The organism is Pseudomonas sp. GW821-FHT09H03 (genome assembly GCF_059415945.1).
On record NZ_JBWKOF010000001.1, the window covers coordinates 572403 to 589125 of the forward strand.

The 16723-nt window shown below is 57.8% G+C and carries 19 protein-coding genes; 11 read left to right on the plus strand and 8 right to left on the minus strand.

Annotated features, from left to right (window positions below; all coding sequences use genetic code 11):
• The first annotated feature begins 3 nt into the window (after window positions 1-3).
• The gene (locus AC07OG_RS02575; protein ID WP_218423426.1) at window positions 4-783 is read left to right on the plus strand and encodes an N-acetylmuramoyl-L-alanine amidase; all 780 of its coding nucleotides are present in this window, start codon (window positions 4-6) and stop codon (window positions 781-783) included.
• A gap of 76 nt (window positions 784-859) precedes the next feature.
• Window positions 860-2473: an EAL domain-containing protein gene (locus tag AC07OG_RS02580; protein ID WP_177336948.1), complete on the plus strand. Its 1614-nt coding sequence runs from the start codon at window positions 860-862 to the stop codon at window positions 2471-2473.
• Between the two features lie 7 nt (window positions 2474-2480).
• On the opposite strand, the gene AC07OG_RS02585 is transcribed toward AC07OG_RS02580, so the two are convergent.
• Window positions 2481-4271, minus strand: coding sequence for a KinB sensor domain-containing domain (locus AC07OG_RS02585; protein ID WP_218423425.1), 1791 nt, complete (start codon window positions 4269-4271; stop codon window positions 2481-2483).
• Between the two features lie 10 nt (window positions 4272-4281).
• Window positions 4282-5628, minus strand: coding sequence for a sigma-54-dependent response regulator transcription factor AlgB (gene algB / locus AC07OG_RS02590; protein WP_060540376.1), 1347 nt, complete (start codon window positions 5626-5628; stop codon window positions 4282-4284).
• A gap of 437 nt (window positions 5629-6065) precedes the next feature.
• Here algB and AC07OG_RS02595 point away from each other — a divergent pair, with 437 nt between their 5' ends.
• From AC07OG_RS02595 to AC07OG_RS02615, 5 genes are all read left to right on the plus strand, one after another.
• The gene (locus AC07OG_RS02595) at window positions 6066-6353 is read left to right on the plus strand and encodes a hypothetical protein (protein ID WP_495066145.1); all 288 of its coding nucleotides are present in this window, start codon (window positions 6066-6068) and stop codon (window positions 6351-6353) included.
• A gap of 70 nt (window positions 6354-6423) precedes the next feature.
• Window positions 6424-6588 (plus strand): DUF1328 domain-containing protein, encoded by a 165-nt coding sequence (locus AC07OG_RS02600; RefSeq protein WP_009041538.1) that lies wholly within the window; start codon window positions 6424-6426, stop codon window positions 6586-6588.
• 1 nt (window position 6589) lies between these two features.
• Entirely contained in the window at window positions 6590-7051 is a 462-nt protein-coding gene (locus tag AC07OG_RS02605; RefSeq protein WP_495066146.1) for an inhibitor of vertebrate lysozyme family protein, read from the plus strand.
• A 700-nt stretch (window positions 7052-7751) separates the two neighbouring features.
• Window positions 7752-9083 carry a glutamate/aspartate:proton symporter GltP gene (gene gltP / locus AC07OG_RS02610; protein WP_060540380.1) on the plus strand — a complete coding sequence of 444 codons (1332 nt, stop codon included), beginning with the start codon at window positions 7752-7754 and terminating at the stop codon, window positions 9081-9083.
• Window positions 9084-9303: 220 nt separating this feature from the next.
• Window positions 9304-10533, plus strand: coding sequence for a nucleoside recognition domain-containing protein (locus tag AC07OG_RS02615; protein ID WP_060540381.1), 1230 nt, complete (start codon window positions 9304-9306; stop codon window positions 10531-10533).
• A gap of 51 nt (window positions 10534-10584) precedes the next feature.
• Here AC07OG_RS02615 and AC07OG_RS02620 read toward each other — a convergent pair whose 3' ends face one another.
• A complete protein-coding gene (locus AC07OG_RS02620) occupies window positions 10585-11667 on the minus strand; it encodes an aminopeptidase (RefSeq protein ID WP_060540382.1) in 1083 nt (360 codons plus the stop codon).
• A gap of 61 nt (window positions 11668-11728) precedes the next feature.
• On the opposite strand from AC07OG_RS02620, the gene AC07OG_RS02625 reads away from it, so the two are divergent.
• Entirely contained in the window at window positions 11729-12151 is a 423-nt protein-coding gene (locus AC07OG_RS02625) for a PA0061/PA0062 family lipoprotein (RefSeq protein ID WP_218423422.1), read from the plus strand.
• Window positions 12152-12192: 41 nt separating this feature from the next.
• Window positions 12193-12615, plus strand: coding sequence for a PA0061/PA0062 family lipoprotein (locus AC07OG_RS02630; RefSeq protein WP_060540384.1), 423 nt, complete (start codon window positions 12193-12195; stop codon window positions 12613-12615).
• A 5-nt stretch (window positions 12616-12620) separates the two neighbouring features.
• Here the strand turns inward: AC07OG_RS02630 and AC07OG_RS02635 are convergent, their stop codons facing one another.
• Window positions 12621-12854, minus strand: a complete 234-nt coding sequence (locus AC07OG_RS02635) for a DUF1161 domain-containing protein (protein ID WP_060540385.1) — start codon at window positions 12852-12854, stop codon at window positions 12621-12623.
• 126 nt (window positions 12855-12980) lie between these two features.
• Window positions 12981-13412, minus strand: coding sequence for an OsmC family protein (locus AC07OG_RS02640; RefSeq protein WP_060540386.1), 432 nt, complete (start codon window positions 13410-13412; stop codon window positions 12981-12983).
• 240 nt (window positions 13413-13652) lie between these two features.
• On the opposite strand from AC07OG_RS02640, the gene AC07OG_RS02645 reads away from it, so the two are divergent.
• Entirely contained in the window at window positions 13653-14654 is a 1002-nt protein-coding gene (locus AC07OG_RS02645) for an LLM class flavin-dependent oxidoreductase (RefSeq protein ID WP_060540387.1), read from the plus strand.
• A 64-nt stretch (window positions 14655-14718) separates the two neighbouring features.
• Here AC07OG_RS02645 and AC07OG_RS02650 read toward each other — a convergent pair whose 3' ends face one another.
• Both AC07OG_RS02650 and AC07OG_RS02655 read right to left on the minus strand, forming a co-directional pair.
• A complete protein-coding gene (locus AC07OG_RS02650; protein ID WP_495066147.1) occupies window positions 14719-14940 on the minus strand; it encodes a DUF1161 domain-containing protein in 222 nt (73 codons plus the stop codon).
• A 121-nt stretch (window positions 14941-15061) separates the two neighbouring features.
• Entirely contained in the window at window positions 15062-15277 is a 216-nt protein-coding gene (locus AC07OG_RS02655; protein ID WP_060540389.1) for a dodecin, read from the minus strand.
• 157 nt (window positions 15278-15434) lie between these two features.
• Here AC07OG_RS02655 and AC07OG_RS02660 point away from each other — a divergent pair, with 157 nt between their 5' ends.
• Entirely contained in the window at window positions 15435-15758 is a 324-nt protein-coding gene (locus AC07OG_RS02660; protein ID WP_060540390.1) for an ElaB/YgaM/YqjD family protein, read from the plus strand.
• Here AC07OG_RS02660 and AC07OG_RS02665 read toward each other — a convergent pair.
• Window positions 15755-16648, minus strand: coding sequence for a LysR family transcriptional regulator (locus AC07OG_RS02665; protein ID WP_060540391.1), 894 nt, complete (start codon window positions 16646-16648; stop codon window positions 15755-15757). The genes AC07OG_RS02660 and AC07OG_RS02665 overlap by 4 nt on opposite strands.
• Window positions 16649-16723: the final 75 nt, after the last annotated feature.

Below are 16723 nucleotides of genomic sequence, written 5' to 3' on the forward strand. Positions count from 1 at the left end.
GCCATGAAATATTTCGCTCTAATCCTATCGCTGATACTTCTCGCCGGCTGTGCCAGTGGCCCCCGGTTCGACACCAGTCATGCTTCGGCCAATCACGACAGCCGCATTCAGTTTGTGGTGGTCCACTACACCAGTGCCTCACTGGAGCGCTCGCTGCAGTTGTTGACCCATGGTGAAGTCAGCAGCCACTACCTGATCGGTGACGACAAGGGGGCAACCATCTACAAGCTGATGGACGAAAACCTGCGGTCGTGGCACGCGGGGGAAAGTGAATGGGATGGGCGTACCTGGCTGAACTCCAGCTCCATCGGCATCGAAATCGTCAATCCGGGCTTCACCGACACTCCGACGGGGCGCGTTTGGTATCCGTACACCGACGATCAGGTGCAGTCCTTGATCGTACTGCTCAAAGACATCAGCAAGCGCTACAACATCAGCCCTCGCAATATTATCGGTCACAGCGATATCGCGCCGCTGCGCAAGCTTGACCCGGGACCCTTGTTCCCCTGGAAGCGTCTGGCTGCCGAAGGCATGGGCATCTGGCCGAATGAACAGGCGGTTGCACGTCAGCAGATGCAGTTCGCCGACCGATTGCCGAGCGTCAGCTGGTTTCAGGCGCAATTGGCACGGTTGGGTTATGCCACGCCGCAAACCGGTGAGCTGGATGTAGCAACGCGTCATGTGATCGCGGCATTCCAGATGCATTTCCGCCCTTCCCGCTTCGACGGTACTCCGGATGCGCAAACCGCGGCCTTGTTACTGGTGTTGAACCAGACAAAATAATGACGCCCGCCGGACGGTTCGGGCGTTTTCTCCATCAGCAGCTATAACTCATTGGTAATCCATCGGATATTCCATGATGACTGCTGCTCGAGAAACCTTCCGTAGCTGGTTCTATCGCCCCTGGTTTCTGGGGCTGCTGGCTGCTGCCGTGAGCGCAACGTTATTGATGACCGGCAGCCTGTTCGTCGCCATGCATCAGGTGGAACAGAATGAAAGCCTGGAAATGAATGCCCAGGGCGAGCGATTCCTCGCCCGCCTGGAGCAGCTTTTCGGACAACTGCGTGAAAGCCTCGATGATCTTGAGGCACAGCCGCTGCGAGCCTGCGACTATGAAATGATCGCGACGTTGCAGCAGGTCAGTTTCAATTACCGCTTCGTCTACGAAGCTGCGTACATGGACGATTCGCGGATCTGTTCCAATCGGCCCCGACAGGAAGGGCTGTCGCTGATACGCGCGCCGGATATTCAGGGCCCCACCTACAGCTATTGGCTCAATACCACCACCGAACCTGATGAAAACCGCGCGGCGCTGATGCTCGGGCGGGGCAATTTCAGGGTAGCAACATCGCGCGGGCATCTGACCGATATGGTCGATCTGTCGCCGGGTAGCAGCCTTTTGGTGGTGCTCGACCATGGCAAACGGGCGATTCCGGTCCTGGGTGTCTCACAGGTCTGGCCGCCGACCGAAGCATGGCCACCGAAAAAACGTGATGCGCTGCAAGTTACTCAGACTCGTCTGATTTACCGTATGCCCACGGACAACCCGGAATATCAATTGGTGTTGATCACACCGCGCACCGGCCTGCATATTCCAGCGGTCTGGTGGTGGCTGGTGCCGGCGAGCCTGACGCTGGGTATTTTTGTGGGTTTCCTGGTGTATCTGCTGGCCTGTCAGCGGCAATCGCTGGACGCCGAGTTGACGGGTGCCATTCGTCGAGGCGAATTGCAGGTGCTGTACCAACCTATCTTCGACCTCGACAGCCGCAACTGCGTGGGAGCCGAAGCCTTGCTGCGCTGGCGGCGGCCGGACGGTAGCCTGACCAGTCCTGATCTGTTTATCCCGATGGCGGAAAATTCCGGGCAGATTCGCCAGATGACAGACTTCGTTCTGCAGCGCCTGCTGGAGCAACTCGGGCAGTTACTGCGCGCCAACCCTCAACTGTACATCTCGGTGAATCTTGCCGCGTGTGATGTGATGGTGCCGCGGATCGGCCAGGTAATGGCGCGTCTTCTGACCCTGCACCGGGTTGCGGCGAGGCAAATTGCTTTTGAAGTGACCGAACGCGGTTTGATTGATGTGGTGGTGGCCCGGGAAAACCTGCAGGCCTTGCGGGACGTCGGGCACCAGGTGCTGATCGATGACTTTGGCACCGGCTATTGCAGTCTTGCCTACCTGCAAACCCTGCCGGTGGATTGCCTGAAAATCGACAAGGCGTTTATCGATGCTCTGGGTCATGATGCTGCCAGCAGCGGTGTGGCTCCCCATATCATTCACATGGCGCAGTCATTGCACCTGAAGGTGATTGCCGAAGGTATCGAGCTTGAGTCCCAGGCCGCACTCCTGAGCAGCGAAGGGGTGAAATTCGGTCAAGGCTGGCTGTTCGCCCATGCGCTGAGTGCGGTGCAGTTTATCGAACTGATCACGCGGGGGCGCCGACGGGCCGGTCGACGCGTAGAGGATGAGGCGTGAAATCGCTTTATACCGTCAGCGCCATGTAGAACTGGGTACCTTGCCCCGGACGTGAATACACGCCCATGCGTCCGCCGTGCAATTGCACGATTTCCTTGCACAATGCCAGGCCGAGTCCGGCCCCGCCCTTCTTGCGCCCGACCTGAACGAACGGTTCAAAGATGCGGCCTTGCTGACCGTAGGCAATACCTTCGCCGTTGTCCTCGACGCTGATGATTACCCGGTCACCATGGCGCCGGGCGTGCAGTCGGATTCGCCCGCCTGGGCCCGTATGGCGCAACGCATTGTCGATCAGGTTGTCGAGCACTCGTTCAAGTTGCGGCTGATCGGCCTGCAATCGCGGCAATGGCTCCAGCAGTTCGAGCAATAGATCGATTTCTTTCTGCTCGGCCACCTCGGTAAAGCGTGCGCGGGCCTGTTCCAGCAAATCCTCGATGGAACAGGGTGCCAGGGTGAGCTTCTGCAATCCATTCTGGTAGCGGGAGAAGTTCAGCAGGTCATTGATCAGTTGCATCAGACGCTGCATTTCTTCATTCACCGTGTCCAGCAGGTCGGCTTCCCGGGAATCCTGGGGAAAGTGCGCGCGCTCGCGGAACAGACCAAAGGCCATGTGCATGCCGGTGACTGGCGTGCGCAGTTCATGGGACGCGCGCAATACAAACTCGCTGCGAACCCGTTCAAAGGCACGTTGTTCGGTTACATCATGCAGCACCATCACCGCGCCGAGAATATGGCCCTGGGTATGGCTGACCGGGGTCAGGCTGAACGTCAGCAGTCGCGACTCGCCGTCGACTTCGATGCTCAAGTCTTCCGGTGCCCGTTCCAGGGTACCGCCACGCAACACTAGTTGCAGTTGTTCATCGAGCTCGGGACGTCCCAGCGCGGACCCCAGTCCTTGACCCAGTCGATCGGTGTCCCAGCCCAATTGGCGCTGGGCCACGGGGTTAAGGTGTTCCAGCTGGCCCTGACGGTCGATCATCAGAAGGCCGTCGTCGATACTGTCGAGCACGGACTGCAAGCGTTGCTGACCCGCCAACAGCTCATCGACGTTGGTAGCCTGATGTTCTCGCAATGCCTCGGCCATGATCCCGAACCGCCGGGTCAACTGGTTCAGCTCCACCGCCGACGAGATCGGCAGCGTGACATCGAAGTTACCCTGTCCGATGTTATCCGCAGCCTGGGCCAGTGCCTCGATGGGCGCACCAAATCGCCGGGAGATGGCGTGAGCCGTGACGAAACCGATGATCAGTACCGCCAGCCCCACCAGTCCCAACAGGCCGGCAATCAGCAGTGCGCGTTCGCGGGCCAGGCGCTCCGTTTCGTTGATGGTAGCGAGTGCGCGCTTGTGTTCAGCGATCAGGCCGTTGCGCAGCGCATTGAATTTGTTGGTCAGATCATCGTTGCGGTTGAGTGCATTCGAGGGGTCGGGGGACATTTCGTAGGCCTGTATGAAACTCAGGTAGTCCGCCTTGGCCTTTCGGAAACCGAATTCGCTATCCTCGTGCGCAGGGTCCTGGGCGATGCCTTCTTCCAGCAGCTCGAAGTAATGCTGCTTCGAGGCCGCGAAGGCGGCGGAATCCGGTTGCTCGCGAAGCATGATGATCAGTTGATCGCCCAGGGTCTGACGCAGCTTGAGACCTATGTCCAGGGTGGTGAAGTTATTACGCAGCAGCGCTTCCTGGTTGCTGGCCATCTGTATCACGCTGACCAGTCCGAGCAACAGCCCGAGCAACGCTACCGTGATCAGTGCGGAGAAACTCAGGAAAAGCCGGGTCCGCAACTTCATCGCCAGTTTCATCGGATGTAGCTCACAAATTGTACTGCTTGCGTTTTCGATACAGCGTCGAGGCATCGATTCCGAGGGTTTTCGCCGCTTGATCGAGGGTGTCGGCCGTGGCAAGCACTGCGCCGATGTGGGCTTTTTCCAGTTCGTCCAGGCTCAGTGCCGCGCCAATGCGCGGTGCGTTGTTGGCGGGTGTCTCGGCCATGCCCAAGTGGCTGATCTCGACCCGCTCCTGTGGACAAATGATGCTCGCCCGTTCGATCACGTTGCGCAGTTCGCGGATATTGCCCGGCCAGCGATAGCTCAGCAGTGCTTCCCGTGCCTCATCACTGAAGGCCCGAGCCGGGCGCGCGTATTCCTTGACGAACCGTGCCAGAAAGCGGTCAGCCAGAGTGAGGATATCCTCGCGGCGTTCGCGCAACGGCGGCAGGTGCAGGGTGATGACGTTCAGGCGATAAAGAAGGTCCTCGCGGAAGCGACCGTCGCGAACCATGTCTTCAAGGTTCTGGTTGGTGGCGGCGAGGATTCGAACATCGGCGCGACGGGTGACCGGGTCGCCGACTCGCTCATATTCCTTGTCTTGAATGAAGCGCAGCAACTTGGGTTGCAAAATCAGCGGGAAGTCACCGATCTCGTCAAGAAACAGCGTTCCGCCGTCCGCCTGATTAACTCGCCCGAGCGTGCTTTCACTGGCACCGGTGAAGGCGCCACGGCTGTGGCCGAACAATTCGCTCTCCATGAGTTCGGCGGTAAGAGAGGGGCAGTTGATCGTTGTGCAGGATTTTTTCGCGCGCTTGCTCCAGCCGTGAATAGCTTGGGATAGCTCGCCCTTACCGGTGCCGGACTCACCGAGAATCAAAATATTGGCGTCGGTAGTAGCGACCTGGCGTGCGGTTTCGAGTACCACTTTCATCGCAGGGCTGTGAGAGTCGAGGCCGTCCTTGGGTTTGCGAATTTCACCTTCCAGGGCTTCCAGTCGCGCAGACAGCTGTCGCACCTCCAGCTGCTTGGCCGTGGCCAGCCGCAGTTGATCGGGGCTGCACGGTTTGACCAGATAATCAGCCGCGCCAGCCTGAATGGCGTCTACGGCGGTGTCGACAGCCGAATGCGCGGTGACTATTACCACGCGCATCCAGGGTGCCTGAACGCGCATTTGTGCCAGCACATCCAGACCATTGTCTTCGCCCAGACGCAGGTCGAGAAAGCACAAATCGAAGACCTGCCGTTGCAGCAACGCCTCCGCCTGCGTAGCACTGGTGGCGGTGGCTACGCTGTAGCCTTCATCTTCGAGGCAATAACGAAAAGTACGCAGGATGGCGGATTCGTCGTCCACCAGAAGAATGCGGCCTTGATGCTCAGTGGCGGATTCCATTTTCCTACGCTCCTTTAAGAATGGTCTTGGTTTAGTCCCGGAGAAGTCGGGCAAGTTGCATGGTCGATTCTGAGCCATTAATGCCTTGGCAGGGTAGCTCTGATCATGGGTAGCGGTCAGCTGCCTGATTTTACGTGGCTTTTAAAGCACATCCGGATTTCAGACAAGCACCTGCGTCCATTTCTGACAGCTGCCGCCCACGCTCAATTCCATAAATTTTACGTCAGCGATCAAAGCGATCGTGCATTACGCACGACCGCACGGACGCCATCGTGCAGGTTGCGTCCGGAAGGAAATTCATTAAGTAATTAAGTTATTGATTTATAAGGAAATTTAATCATATAAAAAATTGGCACGCAGGCTGCAATTGTCTGGTTAACCAGGGCATTCAATAACAACGCCCGTCACCAAATCCCGCGATTGGGAGGAGCTCCAGGATGAACCGTCAACGTGCCGCTCGCTTGAGCCTCTCGCCTCTGCACATTCAGCAAGGCTTGTTTGCTGTTTTGGCACTGTTGATCACGTTAATCGGCGGCCAGCAGTTTCAGCTCTGGCAGTTGAGCCAGCAGCAAGAGGCGCCACTGCAGCCGATTCAGCATCCGACCCAGACACATTTCAGCGCTGTAGGGATCAATCAGCTCGACAGCACCCCAATGCGCATGATGGATGTCGATCAGGCATTACCTGTGGGTGAAGTACGCCATCAGGAGCGTTGGGTGTTCTAGGCATTACACCGGCGCAATTGATGCGTCGGGAACCGCAGCACCACTTAATAGATGCGTAAGGAGAATCACCATGTTGAGCTGGGCAATCACATTCTTGATCATAGCCATCATCGCCGCCGTATTGGGCTTCGGTGGTATCGCGGGCACCGCCACGGGTATCGCCAAGATTCTCTTTGTCGTGTTCCTGGTGATGTTCATTGTTTCGTTCTTCTTTGGCCGTCGCGGTCGAGGTTGACATGAGTGCTTTGAAGACAGTGGCAGCCGCCCTGCTGTTGGGCGGCAGTGCCATGGCGATAGCGGCCAGTGACGGCCAGGCGCGGGTCAACGAGTTGTTGGATTCAGACCCGCAATACCGCGATGCCTGGCAAGGGGTCGTGCAGAAAGAAGAACGCCTGCCGGAATGGGTGCTGAACCTGACCGGAGACGCCGAACAAATGAATGCCGTTGAAGAGGATGGCGACAAGTATCTGGTGGGACCGCTGTGTGAATCCTCGGCGACGTGCCTGAACCAACGCTTGATCGTAGCCGTCAGCTTTGACAAGAAGGACGCCTACGCCATGCTGGTAGACGTGCCTGCCGGATTGCCGGCTGACAAATCGCCTACGCGGCATGCCAGCTACCGTTTTCTCGGCAAGCCAGACGAAGGCATGCAGGGTCTGTTGATGGAGCAACTGAAAAAAGACCCGAAGTGGTATTGAGTCCGTACACGAAGGAGGCCTCACTGCTTCTTTGCGCCTGCACCACCTGAGGAAGGCAGGTGCATGACCAAGGGGTCGGGATGCTTTGCCTGTTGCAGGGGCGGAGTGACCTACGGGTACAGGGAGTACCTGCGCAAGGGCCAGGTCAGGAAAAAGCTGCGTCGCAGGTTCGCCGACCCCATGGCTCGACGGACTTGCGAAGGGCTTCACCCGCGACAGCGCGACTCAATTAGTTACCCTTTTCGTCCTACTCCCCGCAAGTGCCCTCTAAAATCTCTCCTCCGGTATCGAATCCGCGACCGTATATCGCGAAAAATCTCCCTTTTTTAACCGCAACTGCGCCCAGCCTGACTCCTGTTTTTGTAAAAAATCTCTCTTTCTTGAGCTGTTCAAAAAACAACCAACCTCCCCTGTGATGGCCGGTTCACGGCACTTATGCCTGCCGAAATGTCGCATTCGAACCAGTTGGGACGCGCGTTTCGCAAATAAAACCTCATGCCGATTCGGCATGGGGTAGGCGTTTACGGCATTAGACGTCGCTTCCTTGCATCGGAATAGTTGCGCCTTTTTTCGCCTGCCAGAGAGCCGTAAATACGCGTTCCGGGGGCACCTTATACGGGGGGCAGATGCACAGACTTTTGCGCCACAAGCGTTCCAGTTCGCGCATCTCCCTGAGTCAAACGCAAGTAAGGGTAAAGATATGAAGAAGGCAAAGCTTAGCCTCGCCTGGCAGATCCTCATCGGTCTGGTATTGGGGATTGCAATCGGTGCGCTGCTCAACCATTTCAGTGCCGAAAAAGCCTGGTGGATCAGCAACGTGCTGCAACCAGCGGGCGATATCTTTATCCGTCTGATCAAGATGATCGTGATTCCAATCGTGATCTCTTCTCTGATTGTCGGCATCGCGGGTGTTGGCGACGCCAAGAAATTGGGGCGCATCGGCCTCAAGACCATCATTTACTTCGAGATCGTCACCACTATCGCCATCGTGGTGGGTCTGCTTCTGGCTAACCTGTTCCACCCTGGTGCCGGCATCGACATGAGCACCCTGGGTACTGTGGACATCTCCAAGTACCAGGCTACAGCTGCCGAAGTCCAGCATGAACATGCGTTCATCCAGACCATCCTGAACCTGATTCCGTCGAACATCTTCGCGGCGATGGTTCGGGGTGAAATGCTGCCGATCATCTTCTTCTCCGTGCTGTTCGGTCTCGGTCTGTCGAGCCTGCAGTCGGATCTGCGCGAGCCGCTGGTGAAGATGTTCCAGGGCGTGTCGGAAAGCATGTTCAAGGTCACTCACATGATCATGAACTACGCCCCGATCGGCGTTTTCGCCCTGATCGCGGTGACCGTGGCCAACTTCGGTTTCGCTTCCCTGCTGCCGCTGGCCAAACTGGTGATCCTGGTTTATGTCGCCATCGCCTTCTTCGCTTTTGTTGTCCTGGGCCTGATCGCTCGCCTGTTCGGCTTCTCGGTGATCAAGCTGATGCGCATCTTCAAGGATGAGCTGGTGCTGGCTTACTCCACCGCCAGCTCCGAAACCGTGCTGCCGCGGGTGATCGAGAAGATGGAAGCCTACGGTGCACCGAAGGCCATCTGCAGCTTTGTCGTGCCGACCGGTTACTCGTTCAACCTAGACGGTTCGACCCTGTACCAAAGCATCGCGGCGATCTTCATTGCCCAGCTGTATGGCATCGACCTGTCGGTCGGCCAGCAATTGCTGCTGGTACTGACCCTGATGGTCACCTCAAAAGGCATCGCCGGCGTTCCGGGTGTGTCCTTCGTGGTACTGCTGGCGACGCTTGGCAGTGTCGGCATTCCATTGGAAGGCCTGGCGTTCATTGCCGGTGTCGACCGCATCATGGACATGGCCCGTACCGCGCTGAACGTGATCGGCAACGCCCTGGCCGTGCTGGTTATCGCCCGTTGGGAAGGCATGTACGACGATGCCAAGGGCCAGCGCTACTGGAACTCCCTGCCGCACTGGCGCAGCAAAGAGAAGCTGCCAGCTGGTGAGACTACCAGCAGCTAATGCACAGGCCTGTGGAACTTGGCTTTCCTGTGGGAGCGAGCGTGCTCGCGATAGCGGTAGATCAGTCGATATCAATGTTGCCTGTGGGTACGTCATCGCGAGCAGGCTCGCTCCTACAGTGACCCGAGCCAGCCGTTACAAACAAACCCCGGAGAAATCCGGGGTTTGTCGTTTCTGGCCACCCCGCTATCATTCGCCCATCTTTTGGGGGATTTGACTGATGCTTAATGGCCTGTGGCTTGGCTTCTTCATCGTGGCCGCCGTTTCGGCGCTGGCGCAGTGGCTGGTGGGTGGTAACGCCGGGATTTTCGCCGCTATGGTCGAAAGCATTTTCGCCATGGCCAAGCTGTCGGTCGAAGTTATGGTGCTGCTGTTCGGCACCCTTACCCTCTGGCTCGGGTTTCTGCGTATCGCCGAGAAAGCCGGAATTGTCGAGTGGCTGGCCAAGGCGTTGGGGCCGCTGTTTTTACGCCTGATGCCGGAAGTTCCGCCGGGTCACCCGGCGATCGGCCTGATCACCCTGAACTTCGCAGCCAACGGCCTGGGGCTGGACAATGCCGCCACACCGATCGGCCTCAAGGCGATGAAAGCCCTGCAGGAGCTGAATCCCAGCGCCACCATCGCCAGTAACGCGCAGATTCTGTTCCTGGTGCTCAACGCGTCTTCCCTGACCCTGCTGCCGGTGACCATTTTCATGTACCGCGCCCAGCAAGGCGCGCCGGATCCGACGCTGGTGTTCCTGCCGATTCTGCTGGCCACCAGTTGCTCGACTATCGTCGGCTTCTTGTCGGTGGCGTTCATGCAACGTCTGCGCATCTGGGACCCGGTGGTGCTGGCTTATCTGATTCCAGGCGCCCTCGTCCTCGGCGGCTTCATGGCGTTACTGGCGACCCTATCGGCAACTGCCCTGGCCGGCCTGTCCTCAATCCTCGGCAACCTGACGCTGTTTGGCTTGATCATGCTGTTTTTGCTGATCGGCGCGCTGCGCAAGGTGAAGGTTTACGAGGCCTTCGTCGAAGGCGCCAAAGAAGGCTTCGACGTGGCGAAGAACCTGCTGCCCTATCTGGTGGCGATGCTTTGTGCGGTGGGTGTGCTGCGTGCGTCCGGGGCACTGGACTTCGGTCTGGACGGGATTCGCCACTTGGTGGAGTGGGCCGGTTGGGATACGCGCTTCGTCGATGCGTTGCCCACGGCTATGGTCAAACCCTTTTCAGGCAGCGCCGCCCGGGCGATGCTGATTGAAACCATGAAGACGTCCGGTGTGGACAGCTTCCCGGCGCTGGTTGCGGCAACGGTTCAGGGCAGTACCGAAACGACCTTCTATGTGTTGGCGGTGTATTTCGGCGCAGTGGGAATCCAGCGGGCGCGGCATGCGGTCGGCTGTGCATTGCTGGCGGAACTGGCCGGGGTGCTGGGTGCGATCTGGGTGTGTTACTGGTTCTTCGGCTAACCGCCAACTCCCGCAGTAGTGAGGTTGCTGCCGGTGGCGCCGGCAATGAGGCTAGTTTGGGGGATTCGCCAGCGCCTGCAGCGCAGCCTTGCGTTCACCCGCCGGCAATTTGCCAAGCTTCGCCACTGCCGCATAAAACTTCAGCCAATCCCCCTGCTCCTGCCGGAACAATGCCGCAAATGCCGGCACCCACTGGTCATACAGGCCAAACGGCAGTAGCCGGGCATTGTTCATAGGCGCATTGATCCAGGCGTCATAACGCTTGTCTCCTGCCCATTGGCTGTCACGCAACTGTCGGTATTCGCTGCGCAGGCGCTCGAACTGCGCAGCTTTGCGTTGACGCATTTGCTCCGGTGGCAGCGCCATGGCGTAGAGCTTTTCAAGTCGTATGCGGGTATCAAGAACCAACTCGATGAACCGGGCGCGCTGACGTGCCTGAGCATTGTCGTCGGGTGGCAGATGGCGTGAAGCGCGCCATTGGCGAGTGCCCTCCTGCTCGACGAAGGTGGCAAAAGATTCGTTGATCTCAGTGTCGTCCTGCACATAAAAGCGCTGATGTGCCAGCTCATGAAAAATCAGAGTGGCCAGTCGCTCATCGCCCCAGCCCATCATCGAACTCATGATCGGGTCATTGAACCAGCCAAGCGTCGAATAAGCCTCGACGCCACCAATCGATACGTCCATGCCTTGCAGGCGCTGCAACGCCGCCTCACCCCGGGCCGCGCTCTGGCTGTAGTAGCCGCGATAGGCCACGCAACCGGCAATGGGGAAGCAATGGTTCACCGGTGTCAGGGAAAACTCCGGGGTGACGAAGACATTCCACACCACATAGGGCCGACCTATATCGGCATACAGTCGATAGCTCTGGTTATCCGGCAGGTGCAGGTGCTGGCTGGCAAAGGTCCGGGCTTTTTGCGATTGGGTCAGATGTGCACGCAGTTTCTGATCGCGGGCGGGATCGGCGATCACACTGGAGACCGGCTCCCTCGCCCGCAGCAATTGCAGCTGACCGCTGGCCAACTGGCTGTAATAGCTGATGCTGGAGCAACCGTTGAGCAAGAAAAACAACACACCCGGAAACAAAACGCGAAAAACGCGATCAAGTAACCCAAGGCTTGGAGGCGGCCTGATCAAAATAAAATCTTCCCTGGAGAGTCTGCCCCGCAAGACTATCCCGCCTGACTGGAGCTCCGCTATGCGCATGTTGATAATGGCAGGAAGCCTGCTGATGCTGGCCGGCTGTGCTGGATTTGGAATACCCCGCCATGACCCGGCGCAAGCGTGGATCGACCTTGATTCGCATCAAGAGGATACGGCGTTGCAAGCGCTGGAGGTTGATGACAAAGCCACCGAGGACAAGCGCTACTTCGAGGTTCAGCCCGGTAGTCATGAGTTGACGGTTAGGTACCAGTTCGAGGTGCAGCCGACCAACATCGGCCCTGACGCCGAGCCGCTACGGCGCGATTGCCAGCTTAATTTGAAATTCAAGGAATTCAATGCTGGAGAGCGTTATCAGCTGCAAGCGGGAAACATTGGTTTTCGGCCTTGGGCAAAACTCTACGATCAGCAGCGAAAAGTGATTGGGCAGGCCACACCGGCGGGCTGCCAACGCACCTGATCGGCGTTATGCTGAACGCATAATCCTTTTGGACGTTCATCATGCGCAGGTTAATGCTGTTGCTCGCCGTAAGCGTTGTCACCGGCTGCCAGAGCCCGTTGCCGGCGCATAATCCGCAAATGGCCTGGGTCGAGTTCTCGACGCCCTTCCCCAACGATAAATTGCTGATGGCCGAGCGTCTGGACAAACAGCGATTACGTGACGGGCGCTTTTTTGAGGTCACTCCCGGCAGCCATGAGCTGGTCGTAAGATTTGACTTCGAAGTGCCCGGTGGGGGTGGCCTGGGCATGATGAACGGCCCTTCGGAGCGGCTTTGCTATCTGACCATCAACTACGATCACTTTGAGGCAGGCCAGCGTTATGTGCTCGAAGGCCGTTCGATCGCCTTCACGCCCGGTGCCCGGTTGTATAACGCCAAGCGCGAGATCGTTGCCGAGGATCGGGAGTCGTATTGCCTGATGTGAGCGAGTCAGCGGTCATTTTTCTGGTAAATGATCTTTTTGGTGCCGTTTTCGCATGAGCCGACGACCATGTTCTGATCGTGCACTTCGTCATTCTTCACGATTTCAAGCGTGTAAGACGGAACACCGCTGGCCTGGATCTTGGCTTCAATCTCAGCCTTGAGTTCTTCACAAGGCTTCGGTGCGGCCAAAGCCGAAGTGGCCAGCATGCAACCGATAATCGCCAGGGCAAAACGTTTCATGGTTCAAACTCCATTTGAGGCAGCGCGAACGGTCTGCTGTCATTTATTCGACCACATTTTGACCGGCAAATCTTGCGGACCATAAAAAAGATCGCGGTTTGCGATCTTTTTTATGGCAGCCACCTATCAACTCACTAGAGTTGCATCCAGGCTGATTTTCGCATTCAGCACTTTAGACACAGGGCAGCCTTCCTTGGCCTTGTTGCTGAGTTCTTCGAACTGCGCCTGAGTCGCCCCGGGAATTTTCGCCTTGAGGATCAGTTTTACTGCGGTGATCGCAAAACCACCCTCCACCTGATCGAGGGTGACTTCGGCATTGGTGTCGATGGATTCGGCCTTGAGGCCGGCGTCGCCCAGAATCATTGAGAATGCCATGGAGAAACAGCCCGCGTGGGCTGCGCCGATCAGTTCTTCGGGGTTGGTGCCCTTGCCCCCTTCGAAGCGTGCCTTGAAGCCGTAGGGCGCGTCTCTGAGTACGCCGGTTTCGGTGGATATCGAGCCTAAGCCGGTTTTCAGATCACCTTCCCAATGAGCCGATGCTTTCTTTGTGATAGCCATGCCTGTCTCCTCAAGAGTGGCGCGAAGATCGCGCCTTTGTGGTTTTCGATTACCAGGGTTGTGAGGATAGACGGTGGCTCAAAGTTCATCTGGTCTGATCAGGCAGTTTTTTTACGACGAATTTTTACTCGGCTATTGAAACTCGGGTATATGCCCACATTGCATTAACCACGCTTTTGAATTCGCCAGGTTTCCGTTCGCAAGGACCAACCTGCGCCCCGCCATTGGAGAAGCAGGTTCATGAAACGACTGTCCGATATCAAGTTCTCGACCCTCGACCTGGTACCCGTGCGCGAAAATGGCAGCCCGGCCCAGTCGCTACGCAACTCCCTGGACCTGGCGCAACACGTCGAGAAATTCGGCTACAACCGCTTCTGGGTCGCTGAACACCACAACATGGACGGTATCGCCAGTTCCGCGACGTCAGTGCTCCTTGGATATCTGGCCGGTGGCACGTCAACCATTCGTGTCGGTTCGGGTGGGGTTATGTTGCCCAACCATGCACCCCTGGTGATCGCCGAGCAGTTCGGCACGCTGGAAAGTCTCTATCCGGGCCGAATCGACCTGGGGCTTGGTCGTGCGCCCGGCTCCGATCAGATGACTGCCCGCGCATTACGCCGCGAACGCTCCGGCAGTGCCGACGACTTTCCGGACGATGTGGCTGAACTGATTCGCTACCTCGGCCCGCGCACTGCCGACCAACGGATTATCGCGATGCCAGGCACCGGTACCAATGTGCCTGTCTGGCTGTTGGGTTCGAGCCTGTTCAGCGCGCAACTGGCGGGCGAACGCGGTTTGCCCTACGCCTTCGCGTCCCATTTCGCTCCGCGTTACATGCATGAAGCTATTCGCGTCTACCGCAACCACTTCAAGCCATCAGCGGTGCTGGATAAACCCTACGTCATGCTCGGTGTGCCGCTGGTGGCTGCCGACACCGACGAGCAGGCCGACTACCTGGCGACTTCGGTGTACCAGCGGATTCTCGCGTTGATGCGAGGCCAGAGCCTGGTGCAACGCCCGCCGGTGGAGTCCATGGACGGCCTGTGGCTGCCCCATGAAAGAGATGCCGTGCGCGATTTCCTTGGCTTGGCCATGGTCGGCAGCCCGCAGAAAATTCGCGCCAAGCTGGAGGTGCTGATCGAGCAAACCCAGGCTGATGAACTGATTTTCACCTGCGACTTGTACGAACACTCGGATCGAGTGCACTCCTACGAGTTGCTGGCGCAGGTCATGCAAGGCTGACCGTCCCAACGGCAGCGGCAAAAAAGCCGACGCTTTGGGCGTCGGCTTTTTCTTTCATATCTGCCTACTTCTTATAAACGATCACTTTGGCACCGGCCTCGCAGGTGCCGACTACTTTTCCGTTGACTGTGGGGCTTTTATCGACGATTTCCAGTGAATAACCGGATACGCCTTTGGCATCGAGTTTCGCTGCGATTTCGGCTTTCAGCTCTTCGCATGGCTTGCCGCCCGCAAGCGCACCGCCTGCAAGGCTCAACAAACCTACCGCCAAAATAAACTTCTTCATCGGTTGCCTTCTCTGGTCGGATCAACTGGGTATCCAGCGGTCAGCCGGACGCTATCAAATAGCGCTTTGCCAATCCCTACGGCACTCGGCCAGTGCGCAAGTTCAGAAGACTAGACCAACGTCAGCTGCTGGCAATCCGGAATCCGACCTTGAGGGTGACTTGAAAGTGCGCCGCCTTGCCATCCTTGATATGGCCTCGGGTTTCAATCACTTCAAACCATTCCATGTGCTTGAGGCTTTTACTGGCTTCGGCCAATGCGTTGTTGATCGCATCTTCAATGCTGCTGGTGGACGAGCCAACCAGTTCGACTTTCTTGTAGGTGTGGTGGTCAGACATGGCGTACTCCTCGGGCGTGTGAATTACAGCCTAGCAGTGATTTTTCGTATTTCTTGTGTTGGTTGATCCTGGGTGCAGTTCAGATTTACTGCACTTTCTCGGCGCCCTGAAGTCCCAACCAACACACGCCACTGATCATCAATGCAGGAGAGCCACCATGGCCAACACCTCGTTACGTAAAGCCTCATTGCAAAGCATGGAAGCGGAGATCGAGAGTCTGCTCAAGTCATTGGAAAGTCTGAAGGACGACGCCTCGGACGAGTCGCGCAAGACCCTGAAAAACCTGAAAAGCAATGCCGAAAATGCCCTAAAGCATTCTCGTCATCTGCTTAGCGATGCCTATGAAGAGGTCAAGGTCAAAACACGCGAAACCGGAATTGCGACCCGGGACTACGCCCAGGACCACCCTTGGACTACAGCGGGTGTCGCCGTGGGCGCGCTGGGCCTGCTGGCCGCTTATCTGTTATGCAAGCGTGACTAATCCCGCCGAAACAATTCGTTCTTGAGCCACTGCGCCAATTGCCGGGCGCGCCCATCCGCTGCGCGCTTGGGTAACCACAATGCCAGTTGCGCCGGGGTTTCGCTGAAACCCCATGGCGCAACCAGGCGACCGGCCTTCAAGTCTTCCGCCACCAGGGGCTCTGGAGCGATGGCAATACCCAAGCCTGCGACAGCAGCCTCCAGCAAGTAATACAAATGCTCGAAACCCTGGCCGTAATTCAACGCCTTGGCGTCGAGGCCGCGCTGTTGTGCCCAACTGGGCCAGGCTTGTGGGCGGGAGGTCGTGTGCAGTAGCTGTTGCGTCACCAGCACGGTGTCAGGCGCTCCTTTGAGCCTGTCATAGCCTTCGAAGCGGGGGCTCATGACCGGCCCTATGCGTTCGCTGATCAGTTCGAAGACGTGCATGTCTGCTGGCCACGGTGGTTCGGCAAACACCAGCAAGGCATCCAGGCCGGGTCTGCGCGGGTCCAGATCACCTTCTCCGGCAGACAAGTGCAGTCGCAAGTCCGGCAGATCGGCATTCAGCCGCCCCAATCGCGGAATAAACCAGCGAGCCAGCAAGCTTCCAGAGCAGCCCAGCACGAATGGCGCATCTGCAGTGCTTTGTGTGAGCTCGGCGCAGACGCTGCGCAAGCGTTCGAACGCTTCGCTGCTGGCGTCACGCAGGCGCATACCTGCATCTGTGAGTTTCAAGCCGCGGCCTTCCTTGATGAACAGGCTCACACCCAAGTGTTCTTCCAGTAATTTCAGTTGTCGACTAACCGCGCCGTGGGTGACGTGCAATTGGTCGGCGGCCTGGCTCACACTGTTCAACCGGGCAGTGGCCTCGAAGGCGCGCAGGGCATTGAGTGGGGGAAGATCGTGGCTCATTATCTGTGAGTTTTCCTGACAGGTTGTGGCGATCTTATCGGTTTTCAGTCCGGGGCGTCAGGGGTACAGTGAAGC

What these genes read in the sequence shown, in the direction of transcription:
- AC07OG_RS02645 (WP_060540387.1), top strand. Translation starts at nt 13,653, where the DNA reads ATGAAACGACTGTCCGATATCAAGTTCTCGACCCTCGACCTGGTACCC.
- AC07OG_RS02635 (WP_060540385.1), bottom strand. Translation starts at nt 12,854, where the DNA reads ATGAAACGTTTTGCCCTGGCGATTATCGGTTGCATGCTGGCCACTTCG.
- AC07OG_RS02585 (WP_218423425.1), bottom strand. Translation starts at nt 4,271, where the DNA reads ATGAAACTGGCGATGAAGTTGCGGACCCGGCTTTTCCTGAGTTTCTCC.
- AC07OG_RS02615 (WP_060540381.1), top strand. Translation starts at nt 9,304, where the DNA reads ATGCTTAATGGCCTGTGGCTTGGCTTCTTCATCGTGGCCGCCGTTTCG.
- gltP (WP_060540380.1), top strand. Translation starts at nt 7,752, where the DNA reads ATGAAGAAGGCAAAGCTTAGCCTCGCCTGGCAGATCCTCATCGGTCTG.
- AC07OG_RS02630 (WP_060540384.1), top strand. Translation starts at nt 12,193, where the DNA reads ATGCGCAGGTTAATGCTGTTGCTCGCCGTAAGCGTTGTCACCGGCTGC.
- AC07OG_RS02625 (WP_218423422.1), top strand. Translation starts at nt 11,729, where the DNA reads ATGCGCATGTTGATAATGGCAGGAAGCCTGCTGATGCTGGCCGGCTGT.
- AC07OG_RS02640 (WP_060540386.1), bottom strand. Translation starts at nt 13,412, where the DNA reads ATGGCTATCACAAAGAAAGCATCGGCTCATTGGGAAGGTGATCTGAAA.
- AC07OG_RS02580 (WP_177336948.1), top strand. Translation starts at nt 860, where the DNA reads ATGACTGCTGCTCGAGAAACCTTCCGTAGCTGGTTCTATCGCCCCTGG.
- AC07OG_RS02660 (WP_060540390.1), top strand. Translation starts at nt 15,435, where the DNA reads ATGGCCAACACCTCGTTACGTAAAGCCTCATTGCAAAGCATGGAAGCG.
- algB (WP_060540376.1), bottom strand. Translation starts at nt 5,628, where the DNA reads ATGGAATCCGCCACTGAGCATCAAGGCCGCATTCTTCTGGTGGACGAC.
- AC07OG_RS02600 (WP_009041538.1), top strand. Translation starts at nt 6,424, where the DNA reads ATGTTGAGCTGGGCAATCACATTCTTGATCATAGCCATCATCGCCGCC.
- AC07OG_RS02655 (WP_060540389.1), bottom strand. Translation starts at nt 15,277, where the DNA reads ATGTCTGACCACCACACCTACAAGAAAGTCGAACTGGTTGGCTCGTCC.
- AC07OG_RS02650 (WP_495066147.1), bottom strand. Translation starts at nt 14,940, where the DNA reads ATGAAGAAGTTTATTTTGGCGGTAGGTTTGTTGAGCCTTGCAGGCGGT.
- AC07OG_RS02665 (WP_060540391.1), bottom strand. Translation starts at nt 16,648, where the DNA reads ATGAGCCACGATCTTCCCCCACTCAATGCCCTGCGCGCCTTCGAGGCC.
- AC07OG_RS02605 (WP_495066146.1), top strand. Translation starts at nt 6,590, where the DNA reads ATGAGTGCTTTGAAGACAGTGGCAGCCGCCCTGCTGTTGGGCGGCAGT.
- AC07OG_RS02575 (WP_218423426.1), top strand. Translation starts at nt 4, where the DNA reads ATGAAATATTTCGCTCTAATCCTATCGCTGATACTTCTCGCCGGCTGT.
- AC07OG_RS02595 (WP_495066145.1), top strand. Translation starts at nt 6,066, where the DNA reads ATGAACCGTCAACGTGCCGCTCGCTTGAGCCTCTCGCCTCTGCACATT.